21 protein-coding genes are annotated in these 25,459 nt (G+C 67.9%); 11 read left to right on the top strand and 10 right to left on the bottom strand.

Annotated elements, in window-relative coordinates; translation table 11 throughout:
• From NVV90_RS06120 to NVV90_RS06085, 8 genes are all read left to right on the top strand, one after another.
• The gene (locus NVV90_RS06120) at positions 1 to 1,056 is read left to right on the top strand and encodes an alpha/beta hydrolase (protein ID WP_258440302.1); all 1,056 of its coding nucleotides are present in this window, start codon (positions 1 to 3) and stop codon (positions 1,054 to 1,056) included.
• Complete coding sequence (locus tag NVV90_RS06115) at positions 1,053 to 2,042, top strand: acetoacetate decarboxylase family protein (protein ID WP_258440301.1); 990 nt, start codon at positions 1,053 to 1,055, stop codon at positions 2,040 to 2,042. Before NVV90_RS06120 ends, NVV90_RS06115 begins: the two co-directional genes overlap by 4 nt.
• Positions 2,039 to 2,521, top strand: coding sequence for a DUF1772 domain-containing protein (locus NVV90_RS06110; protein WP_258440300.1), 483 nt, complete (start codon positions 2,039 to 2,041; stop codon positions 2,519 to 2,521). Before NVV90_RS06115 ends, NVV90_RS06110 begins: the two co-directional genes overlap by 4 nt.
• Positions 2,518 to 2,928, top strand: coding sequence for a hypothetical protein (locus NVV90_RS06105; RefSeq protein ID WP_258440299.1), 411 nt, complete (start codon positions 2,518 to 2,520; stop codon positions 2,926 to 2,928). Before NVV90_RS06110 ends, NVV90_RS06105 begins: the two co-directional genes overlap by 4 nt.
• Positions 2,925 to 4,316 (top strand): patatin-like phospholipase family protein, encoded by a 1,392-nt coding sequence (locus tag NVV90_RS06100; RefSeq protein WP_258440298.1) that lies wholly within the window; start codon positions 2,925 to 2,927, stop codon positions 4,314 to 4,316. Before NVV90_RS06105 ends, NVV90_RS06100 begins: the two co-directional genes overlap by 4 nt.
• Positions 4,317 to 4,485: 169 nt before the next feature.
• Positions 4,486 to 5,346, top strand: a complete 861-nt coding sequence (locus NVV90_RS06095; protein WP_258440297.1) for an FAD-dependent oxidoreductase — start codon at positions 4,486 to 4,488, stop codon at positions 5,344 to 5,346.
• Positions 5,347 to 5,479: 133 nt separating this feature from the next.
• On the top strand, positions 5,480 to 6,160 hold the full coding sequence (gene deoC, locus NVV90_RS06090; RefSeq protein ID WP_258440296.1) for a deoxyribose-phosphate aldolase: 681 nt from the start codon (positions 5,480 to 5,482) through the stop codon (positions 6,158 to 6,160).
• 53 nt (positions 6,161 to 6,213) lie between these two features.
• Positions 6,214 to 6,441 (top strand): hypothetical protein, encoded by a 228-nt coding sequence (locus NVV90_RS06085; protein ID WP_258440295.1) that lies wholly within the window; start codon positions 6,214 to 6,216, stop codon positions 6,439 to 6,441.
• A gap of 88 nt (positions 6,442 to 6,529) precedes the next feature.
• Here the strand turns inward: NVV90_RS06085 and NVV90_RS06080 are convergent, their stop codons facing one another.
• The 3 genes from NVV90_RS06080 to mfd form a co-directional block, all read right to left on the bottom strand.
• Entirely contained in the window at positions 6,530 to 8,158 is a 1,629-nt protein-coding gene (locus tag NVV90_RS06080) for a DUF6345 domain-containing protein (RefSeq protein WP_258440294.1), read from the bottom strand.
• A 146-nt stretch (positions 8,159 to 8,304) separates the two neighbouring features.
• A complete protein-coding gene (locus tag NVV90_RS06075; protein WP_258440293.1) occupies positions 8,305 to 9,114 on the bottom strand; it encodes a metal-dependent hydrolase in 810 nt (269 codons plus the stop codon).
• A 4-nt stretch (positions 9,115 to 9,118) separates the two neighbouring features.
• Positions 9,119 to 12,715, bottom strand: a complete 3,597-nt coding sequence (gene mfd, locus NVV90_RS06070; protein ID WP_258441087.1) for a transcription-repair coupling factor — start codon at positions 12,713 to 12,715, stop codon at positions 9,119 to 9,121.
• Between the two features lie 238 nt (positions 12,716 to 12,953).
• Here mfd and NVV90_RS06065 point away from each other — a divergent pair, with 238 nt between their 5' ends.
• From NVV90_RS06065 to nhaA, 3 genes are all read left to right on the top strand, one after another.
• Entirely contained in the window at positions 12,954 to 13,451 is a 498-nt protein-coding gene (locus tag NVV90_RS06065) for a DUF2505 domain-containing protein (RefSeq protein ID WP_258440292.1), read from the top strand.
• A 1-nt stretch (position 13,452) separates the two neighbouring features.
• A complete protein-coding gene (locus tag NVV90_RS06060) occupies positions 13,453 to 13,674 on the top strand; it encodes an SCO4848 family membrane protein (protein WP_258440291.1) in 222 nt (73 codons plus the stop codon).
• 73 nt (positions 13,675 to 13,747) lie between these two features.
• Entirely contained in the window at positions 13,748 to 15,058 is a 1,311-nt protein-coding gene (gene nhaA / locus NVV90_RS06055) for a Na+/H+ antiporter NhaA (protein WP_258440290.1), read from the top strand.
• A gap of 33 nt (positions 15,059 to 15,091) precedes the next feature.
• Here the strand turns inward: nhaA and sufU are convergent, their stop codons facing one another.
• From sufU to NVV90_RS06020, 7 genes are all read right to left on the bottom strand, one after another.
• On the bottom strand, positions 15,092 to 15,556 hold the full coding sequence (gene sufU, locus NVV90_RS06050) for a Fe-S cluster assembly sulfur transfer protein SufU (RefSeq protein WP_258440289.1): 465 nt from the start codon (positions 15,554 to 15,556) through the stop codon (positions 15,092 to 15,094).
• Between the two features lie 7 nt (positions 15,557 to 15,563).
• On the bottom strand, positions 15,564 to 16,871 hold the full coding sequence (locus NVV90_RS06045; RefSeq protein ID WP_258440288.1) for a cysteine desulfurase: 1,308 nt from the start codon (positions 16,869 to 16,871) through the stop codon (positions 15,564 to 15,566).
• Positions 16,872 to 16,984: 113 nt separating this feature from the next.
• Positions 16,985 to 17,932, bottom strand: a complete 948-nt coding sequence (locus NVV90_RS06040; protein ID WP_258440287.1) for a hypothetical protein — start codon at positions 17,930 to 17,932, stop codon at positions 16,985 to 16,987.
• A gap of 609 nt (positions 17,933 to 18,541) precedes the next feature.
• Complete coding sequence (locus NVV90_RS06035; protein ID WP_258440286.1) at positions 18,542 to 21,250, bottom strand: LuxR C-terminal-related transcriptional regulator; 2,709 nt, start codon at positions 21,248 to 21,250, stop codon at positions 18,542 to 18,544.
• Between the two features lie 4 nt (positions 21,251 to 21,254).
• Positions 21,255 to 23,783, bottom strand: coding sequence for a helix-turn-helix transcriptional regulator (locus NVV90_RS06030; protein WP_258440285.1), 2,529 nt, complete (start codon positions 23,781 to 23,783; stop codon positions 21,255 to 21,257).
• Positions 23,784 to 24,126: 343 nt separating this feature from the next.
• Positions 24,127 to 24,711 carry an aminoacyl-tRNA hydrolase gene (gene pth / locus NVV90_RS06025; RefSeq protein ID WP_258440284.1) on the bottom strand — a complete coding sequence of 195 codons (585 nt, stop codon included), beginning with the start codon at positions 24,709 to 24,711 and terminating at the stop codon, positions 24,127 to 24,129.
• 107 nt (positions 24,712 to 24,818) lie between these two features.
• A complete protein-coding gene (locus tag NVV90_RS06020; protein WP_258440283.1) occupies positions 24,819 to 25,385 on the bottom strand; it encodes a 50S ribosomal protein L25/general stress protein Ctc in 567 nt (188 codons plus the stop codon).
• Positions 25,386 to 25,459 lie beyond the last annotated feature (74 nt).

Here is a 25,459-nt window from a genome sequence, read left to right as displayed (position 1 = left end):
ATGACCATCACCCGGGCCGAACACCGGACCGAGGTCATCCCGTTCCGGGCGCGGGACAACACACCGCTGAGCCTGGTGCACGTGAGCTCGCCCGCGGAGGTCACCAAGGGGCCAGTGCTCCTGGTCCATGGTTCCGGGGTGCGGGCCGAACTGTTCCGGCCACCGGTGCCAACCACCATCGTGGACGTCCTGCTGGACGATGGCTGGGACGTGTGGATGCTGAACTGGCGGGCCTCGATCGACCTCGACCCCCTGTCCTGGACGCTCGCCGACGCCGCCGTGTACGACCACCCGGCCGCCGTCGACCACGTCCTGGACGCGACCGGCGCGGACACGCTCAAGGCCGTGATCCACTGCCAGGGCTCCACCTCGTTCACCATGTCCGCGGTGGCCGGGCTGCTGCCCCGCGTGGACACGATCGTCTCCAACGCGGTGTCCCTGCATCCGGTGGTGCCGCCGTTCTCGCGGCTGAAAATCGACTACCTCACGCCCATCGTCAAGGTGTTCACGCCCTACCTGTCCCCCGCCTGGGGCTACAAGTCGCAGGGCTACTTCACCCGATTCATCCGCGGAATCGTCAAAGCCAGCCACCACGAATGCGACAACACCGTCTGCAAGCTGGTGAGCTTCACCTACGGCAGCGGCCGGCCGGCACTGTGGTCGCACGGGAACCTCGACCACGCCACGCATGAATGGCTGAAGGGCGAGTTCGCCGAGGTGCCCATGACGTTCTTCGAGGAAATGGGCCGCAGCATCCGGGCCGGGCACATGGTGGCCGCCGGGAGCCACCCGGAACTGCCGGAGAACTTCGTGGCGCAGGCGCCGAAGACGGACGCGCGGTTCGCCTTCCTGGCCGGGCAGGACAACCTGTGCTTCCTGCCCGAGAGCCAGGAGCGGACCTTCGACTTCTTCCAGCAGCACCGCCCCGGCAAGGACTCGCTGCACCTCATCCCCGGCTACGGCCATCTGGACGTGTTCTTCGGCGCCCGGGCCTGGCAGGACACCTTTCCGATCATCGTCGACGAGTTAAACAGAGTCCAGGAGCTGAACTCATGAAAAACCTCACCCAGCTGCTTGCCCCGCTGCTCAGGCGCATGCCCTCCCCGGTCCCCCGCCGCCAGGAGCGGCTGCGCGGCCAGCACGCCCGCGTGGACGGCATCAAATACCTGATGCCCGTGAACTCGGACGATTCCCCCGTGCTCATGGCAGCGTTCCCCATCAACAAGCGGGCCGCGGCCGCCATCCTGCCGGGCCGGGAAATGCGCCCGTTCAGCCTGGGCGGCAAGGGCCTGCTGGTGGTCACGGTGGTCAACTACAAGTCCACGGACATCGGCAAATACATCGAATACTCGCTGGCCATCGCCATCACCCACGGCAGCAGGCCCGCCCCGCCCATCCTCCCGCTGATCTTCCAGAAGACCTTCAAGCTGGGCCAGTTCGTGGTGGACCTGCCCGTCAGCACCGAGGTCTCGGTCAAAGGCGGCAAGGGCATCTGGGGCATGCCCAAGCACCAGGCCAATCTGGACTTCGTGGTCACGGACACCACGGTCTCGGCCCAGTACGAGCAGGACGGCGTGCTGGGCTGCTACATCGAAATCGAACGACCCGCCCCGCTTGGACTGCCCCTGAAGCTCGCCGCCTCCAACTACTGTGCTTTCCGCGGCATGCTCTGGAAATCGGACATCTACTTTGAAGCCACCGGCGACATCGCCCTTGGCGGGCAGGCCAAGGCGCGCCTCATCCTCGGCGACGCGCCCGGCGTCGCGCCCCTGAAGAAGCTGCGGGTGGAGAGCAAGCCCCTCTTCACCGCCTGGCTGCCCGAGGCCCACGGCGTGCTGGATGACCACTACGAGGCGTGGTTCCTGACGGCACCCACGGAGGCCGAGGCCGGGGCCATCCGCGGCGGGGACATGATGGACAGCGTGGTGGCCCTGGGCCAGGGGCAGGAATGGCTCGCGCCGCCGGACCGCAGCCGGGTCCCCGGCCCGGGCGCCGTTCCGCTCTCTTCTCCGGGAGACGCCACTCCCGGAGGTGCCCGATGACCTGGCTGCTGCTCCTGAACGCGCTGTACTTCCTCTTCGGCGCCACCATGTACGTCGGCACCATGTGGGTGCTCAAGTGGTTCCTGTACCCCACGTGGCGCTCCCTGGCCCGCGACAACGTGGACATGCACTTCGGCATCCCCACCCGCGCCGCCACCAAGTTCTTCACCGTGGTGGTGCCCATCATGTTCATTTCCGGCGGCATCCTGGTGTGGTCCGAGTGGGGCACCATCCGCGTCATCCCGGCCATCATCTGCCTGCTGGGCATCATCGTGCTGACCTGGGTGGGCCAGGGCATCATCATCCCCATCAACGTCCGGATCCGCGGCGGCGACTTCAAGGACGACGCCGAGCTCCGCTCCCTGCTGCAGCGCTGGATGGTGCTCAACGACATCCGCTTCTACGTCTCCACGCTGACCTGGCTGGCCATGGTCTGGCTGCTGGTGGACCGAGGCCGGCTGCTGGAGTCCTTCGCATGAGATTCGATCCCCTGCGCACCGTCCTGGCGGTGATCGCCGTCATCACAGTCATCTCGGGCGCCGTGCAGGTGCCGTTCGGCGGGCCTATCCTGCAGCTGCTCGGAGCCGGGCCGACGCCGGACACCCGCCAGCTGTTCGGCACGGTGGGCATGTTCATGGTGGTGGTGGGCGGGCTGCTGCTGCAGACCCTGCTCAGAGCGTCCCCGTCCCCGGATGTGGTGTTCTGGTCCGGGCTCCAGAAGCTGGGCGCCTTCGGTGCGGTGGGAATCGGTGTGCTGAACTCCGTGTTCTCGCCCCTTGCGCTGGCGGTCGCCTTCTTCGACCTCGCGACGGCGGTGCTCCTGTATGTGTACTGGCGCGGGCTCACGCGCGTCGAGGACGCAGCACATCCCGGCGGCGCGGCATGAAACGCCCTGCGAAGCGCTCGCTGGTGCTCGCCGGCGGCGGCATGCGGGTGGCCTGGCAGGCGGGCGTGGTGCGGGCGCTCGCCGAGGAAGGACTGGAATTCGATCACGTGGACGGGACCTCCGGCGGCATCCTCACAGCCGGGATGATTCTCTCCGGGATCGCGCCGGAAGCCATGTGCAGCAACTGGTCCGGCGTGAACGTCAAGGACTTCGGCTCCGCCCTGCCGCTGGGCGAGTACCTCAAGGGCCCGTGGTCGCTGCCCGCCATCGGCGACGCCGACGGCCTGCTCACCAAGGTCTTCCCCGCCCTGGGGATCGACGCCGGCGAGATCCGGCGCCGCGCGGCGGAAGCGGCGTCCGTCGGGGGTTCCTTCAACGTGGTGGAGTTCGTGGAGAAACGCTGCCACGCGATCGACGCGGCGGACATCGACGCCGAGCTGATGGCCGCGGGGATGTCGCTGCCGATCTTCCTCACCCCGCTGCGCCGGGACGGGAAGATCTGGACCGACGCCGTGTGGGTCCGCGACGCCAACGTGGCGGAGGCCCTGCGCCGCGGAGCCGAGGAAGTGTGGCTGGTCTGGTGCATCGGGAACTCCCCGTACTGGGGCGACGGACCCCTGGAACAGTACGTCCACATGATCGAAATGAGTGCCATGGGGGCGCTCCTCGCGGATTTCGAGGCCGCCCGGGCCGCCGGACGCGAGTTTGTGCTGCACGTGGTGAAACCTGAGCATCCCCTGCCGCTGGACCCCGAGTTCTACCTGGACAGGATCGACGCCGACACGCTGATCGGCATGGGCTACCGGGATGCCCGGAGGTACCTCGACGCGCTGGACCCTGCGGGCCTCACCAAGGACGCCTCCTGCACGGCCATGGCAGATCCCGCCCCCGGCGTCCGCTTCAACGACACCCTGCAGGGCGAGCTCGACGGCGAGCCGCTCACGTTCCGGGCCACCGTGGTCCTCCCCTCGGAAGCCGGCGGCACCGCGCCGCAGCTGTCCGGCTACCTGGACCACGCACCCCTGGGGCCGCGCCTGTTCCTCGCCGGCGGCCGGGTGGAGGCCAGCGGCGAGGAACTCAGTTACCGCGCCCGCGTCAAGCTCGACGGTGGCTGGCAGGAGCTGTCAGTCACCCGGACCCTGCACGACGATCCCGGCCCGGATGCCTGGTCCGACACGCGCAGGGCCTGGCTACGGCTGGGCGGGCTGGACCCCGACGGGCTGGCTGGGGATCCCCTTCTGGAGGCGGAGCTCAGCATGAGCCTGGCTGACGCGGCCGGGCTCCTCGCCTCCATTGAGCCCGTGGGATCGCACGGCGTCATCGACCGTGCCTCGGCGGTGGCGGCCTTCGCGGCCAACGGCCTGCGCGAGCTGCTGCGCCGGTACTGAGAAGGCACGCCAGCGCAGTGTGACGCACGTTATTACCGGCCGGTAAACGTGGTGTGTCCCCGTGCCGCAAAACGGCAACCGCCGGGAAACACGGCCGAAAAACCCCTTCCCTAGGCTGATGGCAACGCCTGCCGGACAAACCGCGGGTACTCCAGTGAAAGGGCCAAACATGTCCGCCACCCCCTCCGCAGCCTCCCCTCGCATCGTCGTCGCCGGCGCCGGTCCTGCGGCACAGGCACTGGTCCGGCGGCTCACCAGCCAGCCGGGCCCGGCAGGCGGCGCCGCCATCACCGTGCTCAGCAACCGTGACGACAGCTCCGAGGCACTGCTGGAACTGGCGGCCATCCCCCAGGTATCCGTCCGCTTCGGCCAGCCGGCAAGCCACATCGACGCCTCGGCCCGCACGGTGGCCACGGCCGACGGCCTTGAGTTCGCTTATGACCACCTGGTCATCGCCACCGGTTCCGCGCCCGTACTGCCTCCCGTCCAGGGCGCGGGCCGTGCCCTGAGCTACTCCACCATCGACGACGCCGGGCTGCTCGGCGAGGCCGTCAAGGACGTCACGCGGGTCGTGGGCCGCCGCCCGCTCGGCCTCCTCGTCGGCACCGGACCTGCCGCCGGCCAGGCGGAAGCCGTGCTCCGTGCCCGGGGTGTCCGCCCGGTCCGCACCACGCTGCGGCCGGCCGCCGTCCTTCCTTCCATCGCCGGTTCCGCACTGCCCGCCACGGGCATCGTGTTCGAGGACGGCAGCCGCATGAACGGCGACCTGGTGGTGCTGGCGGAGGAACGGGCGCCGCGCAGCGATCTCGCCGCAAGCGCCGGGCTGGAGACAGCCCCCGACGGCGGCATTGCCGTGGGGCGCGACCTCGCCACCTCCGTCCCGGGCATCTGGGCCATCGGCGACGCGGCGTCCTGCGACGGCCTCCGGCTCGGCCTTCTCCTGTCCGCCGAGGCCGCCGCGATGCTGTGCGCCTCGGGACTACTGATGGACGGGCTGTACGCCGGACGGCAGACCTCCCTGGCCGCCTGAGCAGTTCCCCCTGAACCGTTCGCCTGAACCGTTCCCCTGAACCGCGGCGCGCCGCTGTGGCAAGATGGTGCTTTGACGGGCAGTGACAACCTTGCGGCCACCGGGCCGGCCACGCCCGGCATGGAAGGACGCCATGAGCAACGAAGCCAGCATTGCCTCGTACATCGACCACACCCTGTTGAAACCCGAGGCCAGCGAGGCCGAGGTCCTGAAGGTCTGCAGCGAGGCCGCCGAGTACAAATTCAAGTCCGTGTGCGTCAACCCGATCTGGGTCAAGACCGTCACCAAGGCCCTCAAGGGTTCCGGCGTGCTCACCTGTTCGGTCATCGGCTTCCCGCTGGGCGCCACGCCGAGCGACGTGAAGGCCTTCGAGGCCCGCGGCGCCGTGCTTGACGGCGCCGACGAGATCGACATGGTGATCAACATGGCCGCCGCGCGCGCCGGAGACAAAGGCGCCCTCGTGGACGACATCAAGGCCGTCGCCGAGGCCGTCCACACCGGCGGCGCCATCCTGAAGGTCATCATCGAGACTTCCATGCTGAACGACGAACAGAAGGTCCTGGCCTGCGAGGCCTCCGTGGAAGCCGGTGCCGATTTCGTCAAGACCTCCACCGGCTTCAACGGCGGCGGAGCCACGGCCGAGGACGTGGCCCTGATGCGCCGTACGGTGGGGCCCGGACTTGGTGTCAAGGCGTCCGGCGGCGTGCGGTCACTGGCCGACGCTCAGGCTATGATTGCTGCTGGTGCAACACGTATCGGCGCGAGTTCCGGAATTGCCATTGTCAAGGGCGAACAGGGTTCGTCCGACTACTGAAGCATCCGCACACGCCACAGTTTTGAGCCCCGGAGGGGCCGAGGAGGAAAGTAATGTCCAAGAACGCCGTCAGCGCTCCCATTGAAAAAGAGAACAACCTCGGCCTGACCATTGTGCTGTTCCTGTTCAGCATGGCCCTGTTCCTCGGTGCGATCTACTCGCTGGCCTTCCTGACGCTGGACAACCCGTGGCCGATGGCCGTCTGCCTTGGCCTGTTCGCCCTGGCGTTCTGGATCCCGCAGACCATCCTTGGCCGCTCGGACTCCGCCGGCGAAAGCTGATTCTCCTCATGGCTGTGGCCCGGGCTGATGCCCGGGCCACAGCTGTTTAAGCCGGCCGCAGTTGCTTAAGCCAGCCGCAGTTGCTTGGTCAGCAGACCGTCCACATGCAGGAGAGCGACGTCGGCGAGACCGGATCGGCAGACACCGAGCCGTGGCCCCAGGCGTGGTCGTTGGCGGGGTCCGCGCCGGCCTTGCTGGCCCACATCACCCCGGTCCACACCACCGGACCGTCCGGGGCCGCGGAGCCGTTGGTGGCCGGCTGCGTTTCCTTGGCCGTGCGGAACCAGGCGTCCCGGAGCGTCTTGCCCTGCCGGGCGTACTTGACCAGGTCGCGGCCCTCGGTCTCGTTGTCGAAGGTGATGGCACCGTAGCCCATGAGCAGGTGCAGCCCGTCGAAGGCCCCGTCCCAGCGGGAGAGCACGTTGCCACCCCCGGGCGACAGGATGCTGTCCTGCAGGGGTCCGCAGGCCGCGACGGTCACCCACTCGAGGTCGTTCTGCCCCCAGAGGTCACCGGGATTGGCCGGACTTGCCCCCACCTCGCTGAAGTTCAGGCTGCCGTCGTCGGGGTTGGCCAGGACCCAGCCGTTCATGGACGCGTGGCCCGTGTAGAACACGAAGTCGGCCGCATCGACCCAGGTGTCGTCGTTGCGCCGCCAGTCGCTTTCGAAGGCGTTGGCGTCGCCCCAGTTGAAGTTGACGTTCCAGCCGGCGTTCTGCCATCCGTCAACGAATCCCTTGGCGTTCTTCTTGCTGCCGGCCAGCCCGCCGCTCACGCCGATCCAGGACGTTCCGGCTTCGAAGGGGTTGGCGGCCCGGGCCTCGGCCGTGACCCTCTCCCCCGTGGACGGGATGGTGTACCCGCGGCGCTGCCGGGGCTTTTCGTCGCCGCCGCCCGCGCCCGGCCTGGCCTTGGGCGGGCGCTTGCGCTCCGGGGCGGGAATGACGGGCTGGGGTCCGAATTCGGTGGCAGGAACCGTGGACATGCGCAGCGGGACCTGCTGGCCGTCCACCACGGCGGTGCCGCCGAGGACATGCACCGGATACAGGAACTCCTGGCCCTCCGAGGCCGGCGCGGAGTAGTACGCCAGATACGACGTGACGGATTCGAGCTTCAGCCCCGCGGCATCCAGGGATTTCCGGTAGGACTCCTCGGCTTCTTCGCGCGGGACGGTGCGGGACACGAAGGAATCGGCCAGTTCCCGCCACACGCCGTGGAAGCCGATGATGTCGCCACCATCGCCCAGCGCCAGCGTGAAGTCGCCGCCGCCGCCCACCACGGGCAGCCCTTCCACGAGCACGGGGAAGATGAACTGGCGGTCCAGCTCCCGGTCCTCGCGCTCCTTGCCGTTCACGGTCGCGAGCCGCGTTCCGCCGAGCACCACATCGCCCCAGGAGGCGGCTCCGCCCAGGGAAGGCAGGAGCCCGGAGTTGGCGGCGAAGTCCTTGGCGAACGATCCGGCCTTGTCCAGGTCCGGAAGCTCCGGCTTGAGGCCGGGGTTGAAGAGGCGGGTGTTGTCGGCCGCCCAGATGCCGCCGCTGGCACGGGCCAGTTCCACGGCGTGCGTGGGTGATTCGAGGATGAGGGCATCCTTGTTCTCACTCAGCTTGAAGTTGTCCGCGATCCGGAACAGGCCTTCAGCGGCGTGCAGGAGATCGCGGGTTTCCGGCTGCTTGACGACAGCACGGAAGATGGGGAGTTCAGATTTTTCAGGCATGGCGGTGTCCTCTAGAGACGATCCAATGTGTTTGCCCGGCGGAACCCCAGCCGGGCCCCAGAATTAATCCAGATGATGTAATAATCCGCCTGGGGCCCGTCCATGTCAATGCTTTTCACTGATACCCGTCCGCGGCACAGGCCCGGTCATACCCCCGCCAGCGCCCCCAGGGCCGAGAGCAAGCGCGGCCAGTGCTCCTGGGCCAGCGCCCACAGGGCCACCCCCATGCCCACCATGGCGTAGCCGCTCACGGGGATGAGCACCAGCCACTCCCGGCGCGAACCCGCTTTGCCCAGCAGCGGGATGGACAGGGCCCCGTTGGCCTTCCAGATCCCGCTGACCAGCGGCAGCTTGCGCCAGAATTTGGGCGGCTTGATGACGATCGGCCAGAGAAGCGGGACCCCGCCCACCGTGATCATGTCCCCCACAATGTGGACCACCACGCCGGCCAGCATGGACAACGGCAGCCATCCCCACTGCGCCGGGGCGAACCACGTGACCAGCCCGGCCATGACCAGCGCGAAGACCCAGTTGGCGAGCCAGCCGTGCTTTGGGAAGAGCTTCAGCGCGTCCGCGGCCAGGTTGATCATGAACATGCACAGCAGCCCGGCGCCCACCGAAAGCTGGCCCACCGGCGTGGCCACCTGGAACTGCGCGGCCATGGCCGCGAGGATGACAAAGGCCGAGGCTCCCAGCAGGGAATGCGTCCCCTGCCGGTGCCCGCCGCTGGCTTTCTCGATCCCCACCGCGATCACCTTCGAGAGCGGCGGCAGCGAATGCGCGATCGTGCTGGAGCGGTGGTCCCAGTCGCACACGAGCGCGGTTCCCGCCGTCGTCATGGCTCCGATCAGGATCCCGGTGGCGTCCAGCGGATACCAGCCCAAGGCATACGGGCCGGTCGAGGCAATGGCTATCCACGCCGCGGCACCTGACGCGGCGTGGTGTCCTCCCATCATCCGCCTAGCCCGCCTTCACGGGTACGTCACTGAAGATTGCCGAGATGACGCCGTTGGCCCATTCGAGGATTTCGGCGTCCTGCAGGTCCCTGCCGCCGATCCTGGCGGTCTTCGGCTTGGGGATCAGCACGGCGTCGAGCGCCGGCTTCGCCTGCGAGCCCGGGTACATGCGGTTCAGGCGCATGGCCTTGGACTCCGGGAGCTGTGCCGGCGAGAACTTGATGAAGTTGCCTTGGAGCGCGACGTCGGACAAGCCGGCTTCGCGGGCCCCCACCCGGAAGCGGGCCACCGAGATGAGGTTCTTGGCCGGCAGCGGCGGCTCGCCATAGCGGTCCACCAGCTCGTCCAGGACCTCGTCGATGGCCGCGTTGGTGATGGCGGCGGCCAGCTTGCGGTAGGCCTCCAGGCGCAGCCGCTCGCCTGGAACGTAGTCGTGCGGCAGATGGGCGTTGACCGGCAGCTCGATCTTCATCTCGGCCGCCTTTTCCTCGGCCTCGCCGCGGTATTCGGCCACGGCCTCGCCCACCAGGCGGATGTAGAGGTCGAAGCCGACGCCCTGGATGTGGCCGGACTGCTCGCCGCCCAGCAGGTTGCCGGCGCCGCGGATTTCGAGGTCCTTCATGGCCAGCTGCATGCCTGCGCCCAGTTCGTTGTGGGCGGCGACGGCCTTGAGCCGTTCCAACGCCACCTCGCCCAGGGGCTTCTCCGAGGGGTACAGGAAGTAGGCGTAGGCGCGTTCGCGGCCGCGCCCCACCCGGCCGCGCAGCTGGTGGAGCTGCGAGAGCCCGTACTTGTCCGCGCCGTCCACAATCAGGGTGTTGGCATTGGAGATGTCCAGGCCCGTTTCGATGATGGTGGTGCAGACCAGGACGTCGAAGCGCTTTTCCCAGAAGTCCACGATGATTTTCTCGAGCCGGCTCTCGGACATCTGGCCGTGCGCCACCTCCACGCGGGCCTCGGGGACCAGCTCGCGGATCTGGGCCGCCGTCCGTTCGATTGAGGAGACCCGGTTGTGGACGAAGAAGACTTGTCCTTCGCGCATAAGTTCACGCCGGATCGCGGCGGAAGCCTGCTTGTTGGTGTACGGGCCCACGTAGGTCAGCACCGGGTGGCGTTCCTCCGGCGGCGTGGCCAGGGTGGAGGTTTCGCGGATGCCGGTGAGGGACATCTCCAGGGTGCGCGGGATGGGGGTGGCGCTCATGGCCAGCACGTCCACATTGGTGCGCATCTTCTTGAGCGCTTCCTTGTGCTCCACGCCGAAGCGCTGCTCCTCGTCCACGATCACCAGGCCCAGGTCCTTGAACTCGAAGTCCTTGGACAGCAGGCGGTGGGTGCCGATCACGACGTCCACCGAGCCGTTCTTGACGCCCTCGGCCGTCTCCTTGGCCTCCTTGGCCGCCTGGAAGCGGGACAGGGGCTTGACGCGCAGCGGGAAGCCGGAGAAACGTTCCGTGAACGTCTCGTAGTGCTGCTGGGCGAGCAGCGTGGTGGGCACCAGCACGGCCACCTGCTTGCCGTCCTGCACGGCCTTGAACGCGGCGCGCACGGCAATCTCGGTCTTGCCGTAGCCGACGTCGCCTGAGACCAGGCGGTCCATGGGGATCTCCCGCTCCATGTCCGCCTTGACCTCGTTGATGGTGGTCAGCTGGTCCGGGGTTTCCACATACGGGAAGGCCTCCTCCAGCTCGCGCTGCCAGGGGGTGTCCGGGGCGAAGGCGTGCCCGCGGGAGGCCATCCGGGCCGAGTAGAGGCGGATGAGTTCGCCGGCGATTTCCTTGACGGCCTTGCGGGCCTTGGACTTGGTGCTGGCCCAGTCCGCGCCGCCCATCTTGCTCAGCGCGGGCGCGTCGCCGCCGACGTACCGGGTGACCTGGTCCAGCTGGTCGGTGGGCACGAACAGCCGGTCGCCGGGTGCGCCGCGCTTGGACGCCGCGTATTCCAGGACGAGATACTCGCGGAGCCCGGCATCACCGGCGGCGGACGAGCCGGCCACCTTGCGCTGGATGAGCTCCACGAAGCGGCCGATGCCGTGCTGTTCGTGCACCACGAAATCGCCGGCGTGCAGCTGCAGGGGATCCACGGCGTTGCGCCGCTTGGAGGGCATGCGGCGCATGTCCTTGGTGGAGCTGGACGAGGATCGGCCCAGCAGATCGGCCTCCGTGAGCAGCCCCAGCTTGAGGCCGTCCAGGACGAAACCGCGCCCGACGGCGGCAGTGGTCACCTCGATGATGCCGGCCTGCGGTTCCTTGTCCAGGGTGTCCACGCGGGCGCAGGGGATGTCCGCGTCGTGGAACAGCTCGGCCAGGCGCTGGGCCGGTCCGGGGCCGTCCGTGACCACCACGATCCGCCACTGGTCCCGTACATGGGAGCCGATGAACTCGAGCATTTCCGCGACATCGCCCTGGTAGCCGCGCGGCTCGCGGGCGTGCAGGTTCAGGACGTCGATGTCCAGGACCAGGTCCTCGTCCGTGGCCAGCGAGGTGATGGACCACCAGGACACGCCGTGCTCCAGCGCGGCAGTCCGGGTGTCCGTCAGGGAGCGGAAGCTCGCCGCGTGCAGGTCCGTCGACGCGCGGGACAACAGGTCAAGGGGCGCCGCACCGCCGTCGGACGCTGTTGACCAGGCGGCCTCGAGGAATTCCTCGTTGGTGGCCGCGAGGTCGTGCGCGCGGGTGCGGACCTTCTCCGGTTCGATGACGACGGCGAGGGAGCCGGCCGGGAGCTGGTCCACGAACGGCACCATGGCGTCCACCAGCACGGGGGCCAGGGATTCCATGCCTTCCACGGCGATGCCGCCCGCGATCTTCTCCAGCATGTCCGCCGCGGCCGGGAGCTCCGCCTTGAGCTTGGCGGCGCGGGACATGACCGAGGGGGTGATCAGGATTTCGCGGCACGGCGGCGCATGCAGCTCCGTGGGGTGGTGCACGCCCGGAGCGGACAGGGAGCGCTGGTCGGCCACGGCGAACCAGCGCATCTGGTCCACTTCGTCGCCGAAGAACTCCACGCGGATGGGGTGGTCCTCGGTGGGCGGGAAAACGTCCAGAATGCCGCCCCTGACGGCGAATTCTCCCCGATGCGTCACCATGTCCACCCGGGCGTAGGCGGCGTCTGCAAGGCTGCGTACAACGTCGCTGAAGGGTCTTTCCTGCCCTACCGCCAGCGTGACGGGAACCAGGTCCCCCAGCCCGGCCACGATCGGCTGCACCACCGCGCGGACCGGGGCCACCACCACACGCAAGGGGGCCGCCGTCGGGTTTTCCGGGTGGGCGAGCCGGCGCAGCACCGCGAGCCGGCGGCCCACGGTGTCCGAGCGCGGCGAGAGGCGTTCGTGCGGGAGCGTTTCCCAGCTGGGGAAGGCCGCCACGGACTCCGGCGGGAGGTATGCGGCCAGGGCGGCGGTAAGATCCTCAGCCTCGCGGCCGGTGGCCGTCACGGCCACAACCACGGGCGAGCCCTCCTGCGCGGCCAAGCCATCGGCCATCTCGGCCAGCAGGGCCGCACGCATGCCGGTGGGGGCGCTGATCTGGTAGTCCGTGCTGCGGCTGCCGAAGTCCTTGGCCGCCTCCGGCCGCACCCTGGCAAACGTCCGGTCCTCGGCCATGGCTCGCCGCAGGCCGCCGAGGGCGCTGGCGTCGCCGGCCTCTGTTGAGGGGGCGTTCGCTGACGGGGCCGGGGACTGCTGGCCTTTGGGGCTCATGGATTGCTCCTGGAGTGGTGGCAGGCAACACGAAAACCCGCGATTCTCTCGAATCCCGGGGTGTTCCTAGCCTACCCCGCCCACCCCGTAGGATGTTTGGAGCTGAAACAGCTTCCCTACCCAATTCGTCCACGGAGGACCCATGGCCCTGAGTGCAACCACCACCCTGCCGCACAGCGTTGACCGCGTCGCAGCGATCTTCGTCAACGAGGAATTCCTCCGGCACACGAGCGAGTTCGTGGGCGGCACGCTGGAATCGTTCACCATCGACGGCGACACCGCCGGCGCATTCAGCACCACCGCTGTGCGCACGCTGCCCACCACCCGCCTGCCGGACATCGCCCGCAAGTTCGTCGGCGACAGCCTGACCGTCACGCAGAACGAGCAGTGGGATGCCCCCGCTGCCGACGGCTCCCGCGTCAGCAACATCACCATGAAGATCTCCGGCGCCCCGCTGGACGTCACCGCGGTCCAGCGCCTCGTGGCCGACGGCGGCAGCACCCGCGTTGAGCTCGAAGGCACCGTGTCCTCCTCGGTTCCGTTCCTGGGCGGCAAGATCGCCGACGCCGCCGAGCCCATGGTCGGCAAGGCGCTGAACATCCAGTCCCAGCAGGCGCAGGCCTGGCTCGAAAGCCACTAGCATGCAGATCCCCGCAATCCTGGGCTGGGTCCTGATCGTTGCCGGCGTATGGTCCTTGGTGGTGTGGCCGCAGTTCCTGCGACGCGTCATGAAGGACCCGCGCGCCCGCGACGCCGCAGGCAAGGCCACCACGTTCCTCACCGTCCACGTCGTCCTGGTCACCATCTCCATGGTGCTGGGACTCGCGACGGCGGTCATCGGGGTTGCGGGGCTGCTCGGCTAGACTGGTACCTGGTGTGCCGGGAAGCCTGGTCGGCGGTTCGTATTGTCGTGCCCGCCTACCCGCAAGGAGCCCCATGGCCAGCCACACTTCGCCGCCGTCCCGCACGGAACGCGTCTTCAGCCGCACCAGCTACACCGAATACCGGCGGATCCTCGCGATCCTCCGCACGGAAACCGTGGGCGGCGCCCTGCTCCTGGCCGCCACGGTATTCGCCCTCGTCTGGGCCAACTCCCCCGCCGCGGACGGCTACTTCGCCCTGCGCGACATCAAGATCGGCTTCGAGCCCTGGCACCTTGAGCTGAGCCTGGGCCACTGGGCCTCCGACGGCCTGCTGGCCGTGTTCTTCTTCCTGGCCGGCCTGGAGCTCAAGCGCGAATTCGTGGCCGGCGAACTCCGCAAACCGGCCAAGGCCATCGTCCCCGTGGCCGCAGCCGTGGGCGGCGTGGCCGTGCCCGCCATCATCTACGCCGTGATCAATCTCGGCTCGGGAGCCGAAGCCCTTAGGGGCTGGGCCATCCCCACCGCCACCGACATCGCCTTTGCCCTGGCGGTGCTGGCCGTCATCAACACGCACCTGCCGGCGGCGCTCCGGACCTTCCTGCTGACTCTCGCCGTGGTGGATGACCTGCTGGCCATCGGCATCATCGCCTTCTTCTATTCCACCGGCCTCCAGCCGCTCATGCTCCTGGCCGCCCTCGTTCCGCTGGGCCTGTTCACGTTCCTGGTCCAGAAGCGCATCCGCAGCTGGTACCTGCTGCTGCCCCTGGCCCTGGCCACCTGGGGATTCGTCCACGCGTCCGGAATCCACGCAACGGTGGCCGGCGTGCTCCTGGGCTTCGCGGTCCCGGTGTTCGCCTCGGGCAAGAAGGGCGAGCCCGCCGAGGGCCTGGCCGAAAGCTTCGAGCACAGGCTGCGCCCCTTTTCGGCCGGCTTCGCCGTTCCCGTCTTTGCCTTCTTTTCGGCGGGCGTGGCCTTGGGCGGGGCGCAGGGCATGGCCGCCGCCTTCAGCGACCCCGTGGCCATCGGCATCATCGCGGCGCTTGTGGCAGGCAAGGCCGTCGGCGTTTTCGGCACCACGTTCCTGCTCACCAAGACCAGCCGGGCCAGCCTGGATGCCAGCCTCGCCTGGATAGACCTCGCGGGCGTGGCCATCCTCGCCGGCGTCGGCTTTACCGTCTCGCTGCTGATCGGCGAGCTCAGTTTTGGCCTCGGCTCGGCCCACAACGACCACGCCAAGGTGGCCATCCTGGGCGGTTCCCTGATCGCGGCGCTGCTCGCCGCCGTCGTGCTCCGGGTCCGCAACCGGCACTACCGGCGCATCGAGGCCGAAGAGCAAAGGGACGACGACGGCGACGGCGTCCCGGACGTTTTCGCCCGCACCTGAGCCGGGCGCGGATCATCCAGCCCGGCTGCCGGGCTAACCCCGCTGCCCGGCGACAGCCTGGGCCAGGGCGTCCTCCGCGGCGACCCAGGAGATCATGGCGCACTTGACGCGGGCCACGTAGCGGGCCACGCCTTCAAATGCGGCGGCGTCGCCCAGGACCTCAGGGTCCGCGGCGATCTTGCCGCGTGAACGCAGCATGTCGCGGAACGTATCGATGAGGTGCGTGAACTCCCCGACGTCCAGGCCTTCAGCGAGGTCGGTGAGGACCGACGCCGAGGCCATGGAAATGGAGCAGCCCGCACCGTCCCAGCGCAGCTGGCTGACCCGGCCGTCCTGCACCGCGACGCGCACCGTGATCTCGTCCCCGCAGGTGGGATTGAGCTGGTGCGACTGGCCCTTGGTGGAACCCTCCGGCGCCTCGATCATGGTGAGGCCGTCGCCGTGCCGGATCTTGGAATGGTCCAGGATGATCTGCTGGTACAGCTGTTCAAGGCTCATGGTGTTCCTACGCTCCGAAGAATCCCCGCACGCCCGCGACAGCCCGGACAAGGGCGTCGACGTCGTCGGTGGTGTTGTACAGGTACGTGCTGGCGCGGGTGGTGGCTGTCAGGCCGAGCCGCCGGTGCAGGGGCTGGGCGCAGTGGTGGCCCACGCGGACGGCGATGCCCAGGTCGTCGAGGTACTGCCCGACGTCGTGCGCGTGGACGCCGTCGACGTCGAACGCGGCCAGGCCGATACGCTCGATCCCAGCGGCGGGGCCCACCACGCGGACGCCCGGGATGCTGCTGAGGCCCTCCACCAGGCGGCGGCCCAGGACGGTCTCCCATTCGTGGATGCGGTCCATCCCCGTCTCGCTCAGATAGTTGGCGGCGGAGGCCAGCGCGATGGCCTGGGAAATCTTCTGGGTTCCGGCTTCGAAGCGCTGCGGCGCGGGCAGGAACGCGGCCTTCTCCATGGTGACGGTGGTGATCATGGAGCCGCCGGTGAGGAAGGGCGGCATGGCGTTCAGGAGCGTGGACTTGCCGTACAACACGCCGATGCCGGTGGGGGCCAGCATCTTATGGCCGGACAGCACGGCGAAATCGACGTCGAGCGCCTTGACGTCCAGCGGCATGTGCGGGGCCGACTGGCAGGCGTCCAGGACCACCAGGGCGCCGGCGGCGCGGGCCAGCGCCACGAGCTCGGCCACGGGGTTGATGGTGCCCAGGACGTTCGAGGCGTGCGCAAAGGCGAGGACCTTCGTGCCGCCGCCGATGATCCGGGCGGCCTCCTCCATGTCCAGGACTCCGTGATCGTCCACGGGGATGTAGCGGACCACGGCGCCGGTGCGCTGTGCCAGCTGCTGCCAGGGAATGAGGTTGGCGTGGTGTTCCATTTCGGTGACCACGATTTCGTCCCCGGCGGACAGCGCGAATCGGGCTGCCTCCGGATCGGCGCCCGGCAGGGACGCGTTCAGGAAGGAATAGCTCAGGAGGTTAAGGCCCTCGGTGGCGTTGGAGGTCCAGATGACTTCGTCCCACTCGGCGCCGATGAAGGCCGCAACCGTGCTCCGGGCGTCCTCGAAGGATTCCGTCGCCTCGACCGCCAGGTAGTGGGCGCCGCGGTGGACTGCGGAATTGCGCTGCTCATAGAACTCCTGCTCGGCCTCGATGACGCTGAGCGGATTCTGTGAGGTGGCGCCGGAGTCCAGGTAGATCAGCGGTTTGCCGTTGACGGTCTGCTGCAGGATGGGGAAGTCGTTGCGTATGCGCAGGATTTCCTCGTTGCCGAGCGTGGCAGCCGAGTGGAGAAGGTGGGCTGGGGTGGCAACCATGGTGAAGGCTCCTGATGCGACAGGTAGGTGACCTCGGACGCCGCGGCCGGGGCCGGACGAATTAAGTCACATGGACTGAAGCTAATTATCCCACGGCACGCCCCGCGGGCCGTTCAGCCAGTTGCCCCGTGCTGGCCATCACCGTCGTTGGGCCATTCCGCAGGTCCTGTTGCCGCCAGTGTGGAAATGTCGTCTGTGGAGTAGAGGGTCCGGATCCAATGGTCGTTGCTTCGCTGGGCCACATTGACGCCGCTGGGCGCCGTGGCCTGGCTTCCCGGGATCATCGGAAAGAAGTGGGGCATTGCCTCCACCTGGCGTGTCGGGATTCCGGCCCGCAGGGCCACCCAGTGGAGCCAGATATCGTCGGCGCCGGGGCACACGTCCATGAAAAGTTCGCCGCGGTTCCTGAGTTCGCGCTGCACCGCCGGCGGGTAGATGACGCCGGAGGCGCCCATCGCAAGATTGTTGAAGCCGGGGCGGGTGTCACGGCGCCGCAGCCAGGCCTCGTACTGGGTGATGCTTCCGCCGTTGGTGCCGATCACGCTGACCCGGTGCCCGTGGACCATGTCCGGGTAGCGGCGGTTGGCGTCCACGAGCGTTTTGAGCCACCGCGGCGGGTAGATGATGTCGTCGTCGGCCGTGGCCAGCGGGCTCACCGGGTCGCGGCCCCCTGCCACGCAGGGGTAGTACTTGGTGTGCGGGCCGAAGTTGCGCGAGAAGCGGACTTCGACGCCACGCCGCTGCAGCCGCCGAAGCCCCGGCTGTTCGGCCGTCAGCAGGGCCGGATCATCCAGCCACAGAATCAGCCGCCGCGGCTTCACCGTTCCCCGGGCGATGGATTCAAGGGCCACATCGACCGTGCGGAAATGCTGGCCGCACGTGGTCATGGAGACCACGACGTCGGCGGTTCCGGTGACAGAGTCACGCACCAAGGTGTTGCGCAGCCGCAGGTGGACCATACCCAGATAGGCGCTCAGCCGCTTTGACGCTTTCCTGACGCGCCGCGCAGTGACCCGGGCCAGTCGATCCGAACCGGCGGGCTTGAGCATGGTCCCGGTCATGCCGGCACCAGGTTGAGGGAGCCGAGGTTGAGGGAGCCGGCGGCGGCTGGGGGCAGAGCCTTGGTCTCAGAAGACTCTATCGCCGCCGGCTCCGTAGTGGGGGCGCCGCTGGCCACTCGAAGGAGCGAGGGAGCGCGCCGGATAAAACCTGGAGTCCGGATACTCACGGATGGAAAAACCACGACTGCCGGGGCGTTCGGCATGTGCCGGACAGCGGCATCGAGCAGCGGGTTGAGACGAGTGCTGATGCGAGCTGATGAGGCGAACATGTCGAGACCTTCCCCCGGTTTCTTGACTGCAATCAGTTAACTGCGCCCGGCTGGCGGGCACATCCGTAACCATTACTCGTTTTTCACGGCAGCATGGGGGGCACTACTGTGTCGCGGTACTCGGTATGGGCCAGTGCCTGGCCGGAATTACTTGCCCACTACTCGAACGAGTTAGTCCAATGAATGCACGTTCCCCGCGGCGCGAGGATGCCCCGTCGGGGGAAAGGCTGAGCCGGGCAGGTAGTCATGGCGGACAAAAATGAGTACGTCCCGGCGCTGCTCCCGGAAATCGTCCGACGGCGGAACCGGCATTCACGGCCGCCCGCGGGCACCGCCGCTCTCAGAGGCCGGCGGCACCTTCCAGCTCTTCGCGCCGCCTGATGCCAAGTTTGGCGTAGCTGCGGTAGAGGTGGCCCTCCACGGTGCGCACCGAGACCATGAGCCGGTCCGCGATCTGGCGGTCCGTCAGCCCTTCAACGGCCAGTGCAATGATGTCGCGTTCCCGCCTGGTCAGCTGGACCTGGGCGGTCTGTGCAGGCCCGGCGACGTCGCCCGGCTTCTGCTCTCCGAGGTCATGGTCGCACTGCGCCTGCCGGATGGCGGCCTGGCGGGCGCCGGACTGCTCGCCGGCTGCCTTGAAAAGGCCGGCTGCGTGCGCAAAACCATCCCGCGCCATCCGCATCATGCCGAGGGACGCAACCGACTCGGCAGCCTTCATTGCCGTGGCTGGATCCCGGGTCCCGCGGGCCGAGGCGAAGTGCGACCACGCGGACGCCCACTGCCCGGTCATGGTTGAGGTCAGCTCCAGCGTTTGCTCCACGGCCGCCCCGCTGCCAAGCTCCAACCACAGCGACAATGCCTGGAGGCGCGCTCCTGCCGGCAATGCGGGGGAAACAGAATCGAGTAGATCCTGGAGGGCAGCCACTCCTGCGCCGTCCCGGTTCAGGACCTCGCCACTTGCCGCCGCGAAGACCGGCCCAAGGCACCAGTCCGCTCCCCGTCCCGGTCCCCGGAATCCCCGGGATTCGTCCAACAGGATCTGGGCCTGCTGCCGTTCGCCGGCACGCACTGCCGCATAGGCGGTCAAGCCCACGGCGCACCGCAGAAGCTGCAGGGGATCGTTCAGGCGCAGGGCCTCGACGGCCGCGCGCAGCAGCTTGAACGCTGCATCAAAGCGCCCCTGCCGCACCAGCGCCATGCCCCGGAAATACTGGACGGTTCCGCCAAAGGTCGTCAGCCCGGCCCCTGCGCGGGCCTCATAGTCTCCCAAAATCTTCTCCGCTTGGGCCCAATCCCCCGCGTCCACGGCGGCGGCCGCCTGACGGTAGAGCACGAACTCCCGGATGAAGAAGAGTTCCCCGGAATCCTCGGCCACCTGCTCCGCGGCCTGGTTGGCCTCGGCCAGCGCCTGGACGGGGTCTCCCTGGCCACGGAGGGCGTCCGAATGCATGCACAGGAGGAAGGCACGGTGAACGTCCTGCTTCCGGTCCTCGCGGCCAGCCAGAAGCATGGGTCCCAGCTCCTCCAGCGCACCGGCAAGGCCTTGGAAGTCTCCCGCCACGTCCAGGTCCACGAGCTGCATGACAGGCTGGGGCGGTCCCGCCACTGAGCGCGGGACGCCGGCGCGATGGCCGGGTCCCCGGCCCAGCGCAGCTCCGAAGCCGCCGGGCTGGGCAGCGGCCAGTGCGCTGTGGATACTGGCCTCGAGCAGCACACAACCAGCCGGGGCGGCGCTGTCGCCGTGGCCCTGCAGACCTTCCAGCTTGCTTGCCTCAAGGGCCCGTGCCGCCTCGGTGTAGAGCCCAAGGTTGAAGTATGCACGGGATGCGGCGGCGCGGCCCTGCTGCCAGGGTCCGGGGTCATGGATCCGCGCTGCCAGGTTGATTGCAGCCTCGTTCTGGAACGTCCGGGAAGCATGGACGGCAGCCTTGAGCAGCTGGTGGTCAGGAACCTTGACTCCTGATTCAACCGACCAGGCCACCATCCGGAGCAGGGCGGCCTCGGAACCCGGCTGGCTGTCGAGATAGCTGATGAGCTGCTGGCGCAGCTGCAGGCTGCGCGACGACGAGACCATGCTGCGGATCGCCTGCCCGTACACGGCGTGGCGGAGGCGCAGCTGTTCCGCACCGTCGGTGGACATCTCCACCAGCTGGCTGTCCACCAGGGCCTGGACCATGTCGCCACCGGACGTTGCCTCCAGGGCGGCCAGGCTCACAGGCTCGGCCAACGCGATCATGGTGAGGGCCTCGCGCTCCTGCGGAGTCCGGCGCAGGAGCTGGTTCCGCACGGCCCCGGTCAAGGCGGGCCCGCCCGTGGCCAAGGGCCCGGCCAGCAGCCAGACACCGTTGTTGCGGACCATGCTGCCGTTGGCCCGCCCGTCTTCGAGCAGGCAGTTGAGCAGCATCGGGTTGCCCTCCGAGGCGGTCCACAGCATGTGCGTGGTGCTCGGCAGCACGGGCCCGCCGAGGATGCGTTCGGCAGCGTCGCCGACGTCATCCCGGCCGAGCGGTTCCAGGTCGAAGCGTTCCGCCATGCTGTCGTACCAGAGTTGCATGAGCGACGCCGGCAGGCCAGGGCGTGGCCGGCATGATGCCACCACTTTGGCCCAGTTGGCCGTGATGAGGTCGACGATCACATTGGCCGTCGCGGAATCAAGCTCGTGGGCATCATCGACGAGCAGCAGCAACGGCAGCTCGCGGCCGGCGCGAAGCCGCTCGAACTGGGCCCAGAACGCGCGCAGGATGGCCACATGGGAACTCGTCGGGTCTTCCGGCAGGTCCACCAGGTAGGGCGCCAGGACCCCGTAGGGAACGTTGGCCAGCGAGGGGCTGCCGTGGACCCGCATGACGATCATTTCGCCGGCCAGGTTCTGGGCGATGGCTTCCGCCAAGGCCGACTTGCCGAGGCCGGGCTCCGCGACCAGAAGGACGGCTCCCGTGGCGCCGCTGCGCAGCGTCTCCGTGGCCGCGTCGACGTAGTGCCGGCGTCCCACGAAGGGCCGTGGCCGTACCGGATTCAGGTCCGCGAGGCCACTCGGGCGTGTGTCCATGTCGTTAGATGAGGCCAAGGAGATCTCGCCGGGAGGATACGCTCAGCTTGGAAAACACCTGGTACAAGTGGCCTTCGACCGTCCGCACAGAGACGCCGATGTCCCTCGCGATGTCCCGGTTCGACACGCCGCGACCCGCAAGGCGGGCAATCTGCCGCTCACGCTCTGTCAGCAGCGGAGCGTTGCCCTGCGGCACCACCGGCAACTCGACCACCACCTGCGATAGCCTGTCCAGCCTCGCCTTGGCCAGCCGTGATGCGGCTTGGTCCGAAGCTTGCCGGGCGTAGTCAAGTGCCAGTGCCACGCAGCGGGCCTCCATGGCATCAAGTTCCAGGCTCGCCGCCAGGTCGGCGGCCTCCAGCATGATGCGGGAGCTGTGGCCCAGGCTGCCCTTGGCCATCAGCGCCGACAATCGGGCCAGTGCGCCTTGACGGTGCGAGGCCACCTGCTCCATCAGCAGGAAGTCCTCGTCCCGCCCGTTGACCGTGGCCCCTACCAGGTTGATTCCCGCGGTGGTGTAGCGCTGCTGCGCGATGTCTTCCTTGGCGGCAGTGATCAGCCTTTCCCTGGCGTCTGGTTCGCCGAGCCAGCGGCGGGCCATGTCCGTGCAGAATTCCCGCGCCCAGTTGGTCACGAAGCCGCCGGCCCACCCGTCCACGCCTTCCAGTGACAGGTATTTGTAGGCGTTGCTGGAATCACCGATTTGGGCATAGGCGAACGCAGTGGCAGCGTAAGCAACGGGGAGCAGGTTCATGACCGGCCTGTGCTCCAGCTGCGCTGCAGCCGGCAACAGCGATTCAAGCGCCTCCGGACCGCGTCCTGCGAACAGATTGGCCATGCCGATGGCGAGTTCCAGGACTGCACCCCGGTATTGCAGTTCCGAGGGCGTGGCCGCAGGTCCGGACGCAAGCAGCCGCAGGCAACTGCGCCAGTGCCCCGCAGCCAGGGTTGCGCAGAAAGCACGCAGCCGGAAATGCTCCCAGAACGCCCCCGCATGGGAAGCCTCGGCGATCCGCTGTCCGGTGTCTTCGACCAGGCGGAGCGCGTCCATTTCGCGCCCTGTCATGGCATAGGCCTCAATGAGGATGATGCTGCTATGGATGCTGTGCGAAAGATGGGAAACCGTGCGGTCCGCAGATGCTTTCTCCAACCGCTCCATGACGCGCAGGTACTCCCCGGAATAGGCGGCGTGGACGTATTCCTCAAGGTCAAGGCGGCGGAGTGCGCGCGCGTACTCCTCGCTTTCCGCGTCCTCGGAGAGCCGTCCGAGCCGGTCCCGGGCCTCGTCAAGGACGTGGGGAACCAGTCCGGCTTGCCCGGCCACGCCGCGCATCGCTGTGCAGCGCACTGCCGCGTAGGTCGCAAGATCCCTGATCGGCAGGGCGTCGAGCTGCTCTTCGGTGACATCCTCCACGGCGGTCAGGGCTTGTTTGCTGTCAGAGAGAAGAATGAACGCGGCGGCCTTTTCGCGTTGTCCCCCCGCCCATTCGGCGTCGGAGCGGCGGATGCTCTCGGCACACGTGATGGCGAACACCGGGTCGAAGAGCTGGACGCAAGCCCTGGCCGCGGCGAGGGCGTGCGCGGGGTCGAGCTCCACCTGGCAGTCATGTGCCCAGGCGGCATAGACCATGAGGTCCTCCGCCGTCATATCGGCAAGGTTGGGCTCGTTGCGCTCGAGCAGCTTTTCACGCAGTTTGCGCCGTCGCGGCACCGTCAGCCAGCCGCGGACGATGTCCGCCATGTACTGCAGCCGCAGGGAGGCCCAGCGTTCGGCGCCGTCGTCCACGTGCAGCAGGCCGGATTCCTCCATGTCCGCCAAGGTCTTGGCGCTGTACACGGTGGCCAGGACCGCTAGCGGCACCCGACGGGCGCAGGCCAGCATTTCAATGACTTCCTTGGCTTCCCGGGTTTCCCGGGACCACCTGGAGCGGACGATCTCCTCGAGGCCGTGGCCTCCCTCCAGCACCACGTCGCCGCGCAAGGTCCACACGGAATCGACCAGCACAAGGTTTCCGCTGTGCCTCTGTTCGGTGACGATTGATTCCAGGAGCAGCGGGTTGCCGCCCGTCATTGCGTGGAGTTTGCTGATGAGCGCCTTGGTGAGGCGGTGCCCGAGCATGGCGGAGAGGAGTTCACCTGTCTGCTGCTGCGTGAGCGTTTCCAGGGTGACTTCGGAGAGCCGGCCGTCCTGGACCAGCCAGTGGAAGTCCGCGGGCAGGTCGCTGACGTGCGGTGCAATGGCGATGATGCGGGCCGTGCCGGTGATCAGAATATTCATGAGGACGCCGGTGCTCATGTCGTCCATCCCCACCGGGTTGTCGACGACTATCACCACGTCACGGTCCCCGGCATCCTGCCGGATCATGGCGGCGATGCCCTGAAGGATCCCGGTGGGGGAACCCAGGTACTTCTGCGGGAGCCGGGCAAGCATGAAGCCGAAGGAGCTGTAGGCCGATGCATTGTCGGTGGTGGGGGTGCGGAGGTGAAGGACATGCGGCGCCTCGTCCAAGGAAGAAACCACCAAGTGGCTCATGGAGGTTTTCCCCACTCCATGGGCACCGGTAATGATGACCCCGAGGCAATCAGGTGCGGTCAGTGCGGCTTTGACACGTTCGAGTTCGGTGCCCCGTGCGGCAACCGACCATTTCAGGTGGCTCCCGGGCTTCGTATGTGCTGTGTCGACTGGATCCAACGCGATAGAAGCATCGCCCCAGCTATGCATCTCCCTTGACATTCAGTTTCCTTTTTCCCCTGCAGGCCTTGGCCCCCCAAGCCGCCTCCGCTTATGAGTAGAGTACCCCCTAGCCTTCCAAGTAAGTAGACGTTTTCAACGTCCCTTGGCCGAAAGAAATGTACTTGCGTGGGGGTCCGGGGAATCAGGCCTTTGCGGGGTGGAAACGCTGCTGGGCGGCCAACAGCCCCTCCTTCATGAGGAGCTCAACCGCATCCGCTGCTTCATCGAGCAGGAACGGCAGCTCCTTCTTTTCGGCCGTGGCGAAATCCTTGAGCACATAGTCCGCTGTATCCATGCGCCCCGGCGGCCGGCCGACTCCTACGCGAACCCGCAGATAGTCCTTGGTGGCCAGGGCTTTGGAGATGTCCCGGAGGCCGTTGTGGCCGCCTTCGCCCCCGCCGATCTTCAGCTTGACCGTGTTGAAGGGGATGTCGATTTCGTCATGGACGGCGATCACGTGGTCAGGGGCGATGTCGAAGAACTTGCTGAGGCCTGCCACAGGGCCGCCCGAGACGTTCATGTAGGTCATGGGCTTTGCCAGCACCACGCGGGGGCCGCCGATGCCCAGCCGGCCCTCCACCACCTGCGCCCGTGACTTGTGGACCTTGAAGCTTCCGCCTGCGCGCGAGGCGAGCTCGTCCAGCACCATCTGGCCCACATTGTGGCGGTTGTGGCTGTATTCGTTTCCGGGGTTGCCAAGGCCGACGATCAGCCAGGTGTCTGTCATGGACTCATCCTAAGGAAAGGTTCGCTGGGGGCAGGAAAGGAAAGTGGCCGGACCCCCACGGGGGCCCGGCCACTCAAAGGCTGTGCGCCTCGGCTAATCCGGAGGGACTAGGCGGTTGCTGCTTCTTCAGCGGCTTCGCCTGCAGCCTCGGAGATGCGGACCACCAGGGCGTCGCCATCGGAGAGCAGTGCGGAACCCTGCGGGAGGACGAGGTCCGAAGCGTGGATGTTCTCGCCGGCCTTGCGGCCTTCAATGCTGACCTCAACGGAGGTCGGCAGGTGCGTGGCTTCAGCTTCGAGGGAAACGGTGGTGGCTTCCTGGCTGGCAACGGCGCCCGGAGCAACTTCACCGGTGATGTGGACGGCCACGTTGACGGTGACCTTCTCGCCGGACTGGACGGTCTGCAGGTCAACGTGCTCGATGATCTGCTTGATCGGGTCGCGCTGGATGTCCTTGACCATGGCCAGGTGCAGTTCACCCTCGACGTCGATGGACAGCAGGGCGTTGGAAACGCGGACGGCCAGGGTGGTGGCGCGGCCCGGCAGGTTGATGTGGATGGGCTCGGCGCCGTGGCCGTAGATGACGGCCGGGATCAGGCCGGCTTCGCGTGCACGGCGGGCGAAGCCCTTGCCGAATTCGGTGCGCAGTTCTGCGGTGAGCTTCTGCTCAGACATGTGTACTCCTTGATTACTGGCGCCCGGCACTGTGCAGGGCAAGTCGATCAGCAAGGGCGGAGGTCTGTGGGACC

This window comes from Arthrobacter sp. CJ23 (genome assembly GCF_024741795.1).
Lineage (GTDB): Bacteria > Actinomycetota > Actinomycetes > Actinomycetales > Micrococcaceae > Arthrobacter.
Note: the sequence above shows the minus strand (reverse complement) of the source record. Positions and strands in the feature narration are given on the sequence as shown.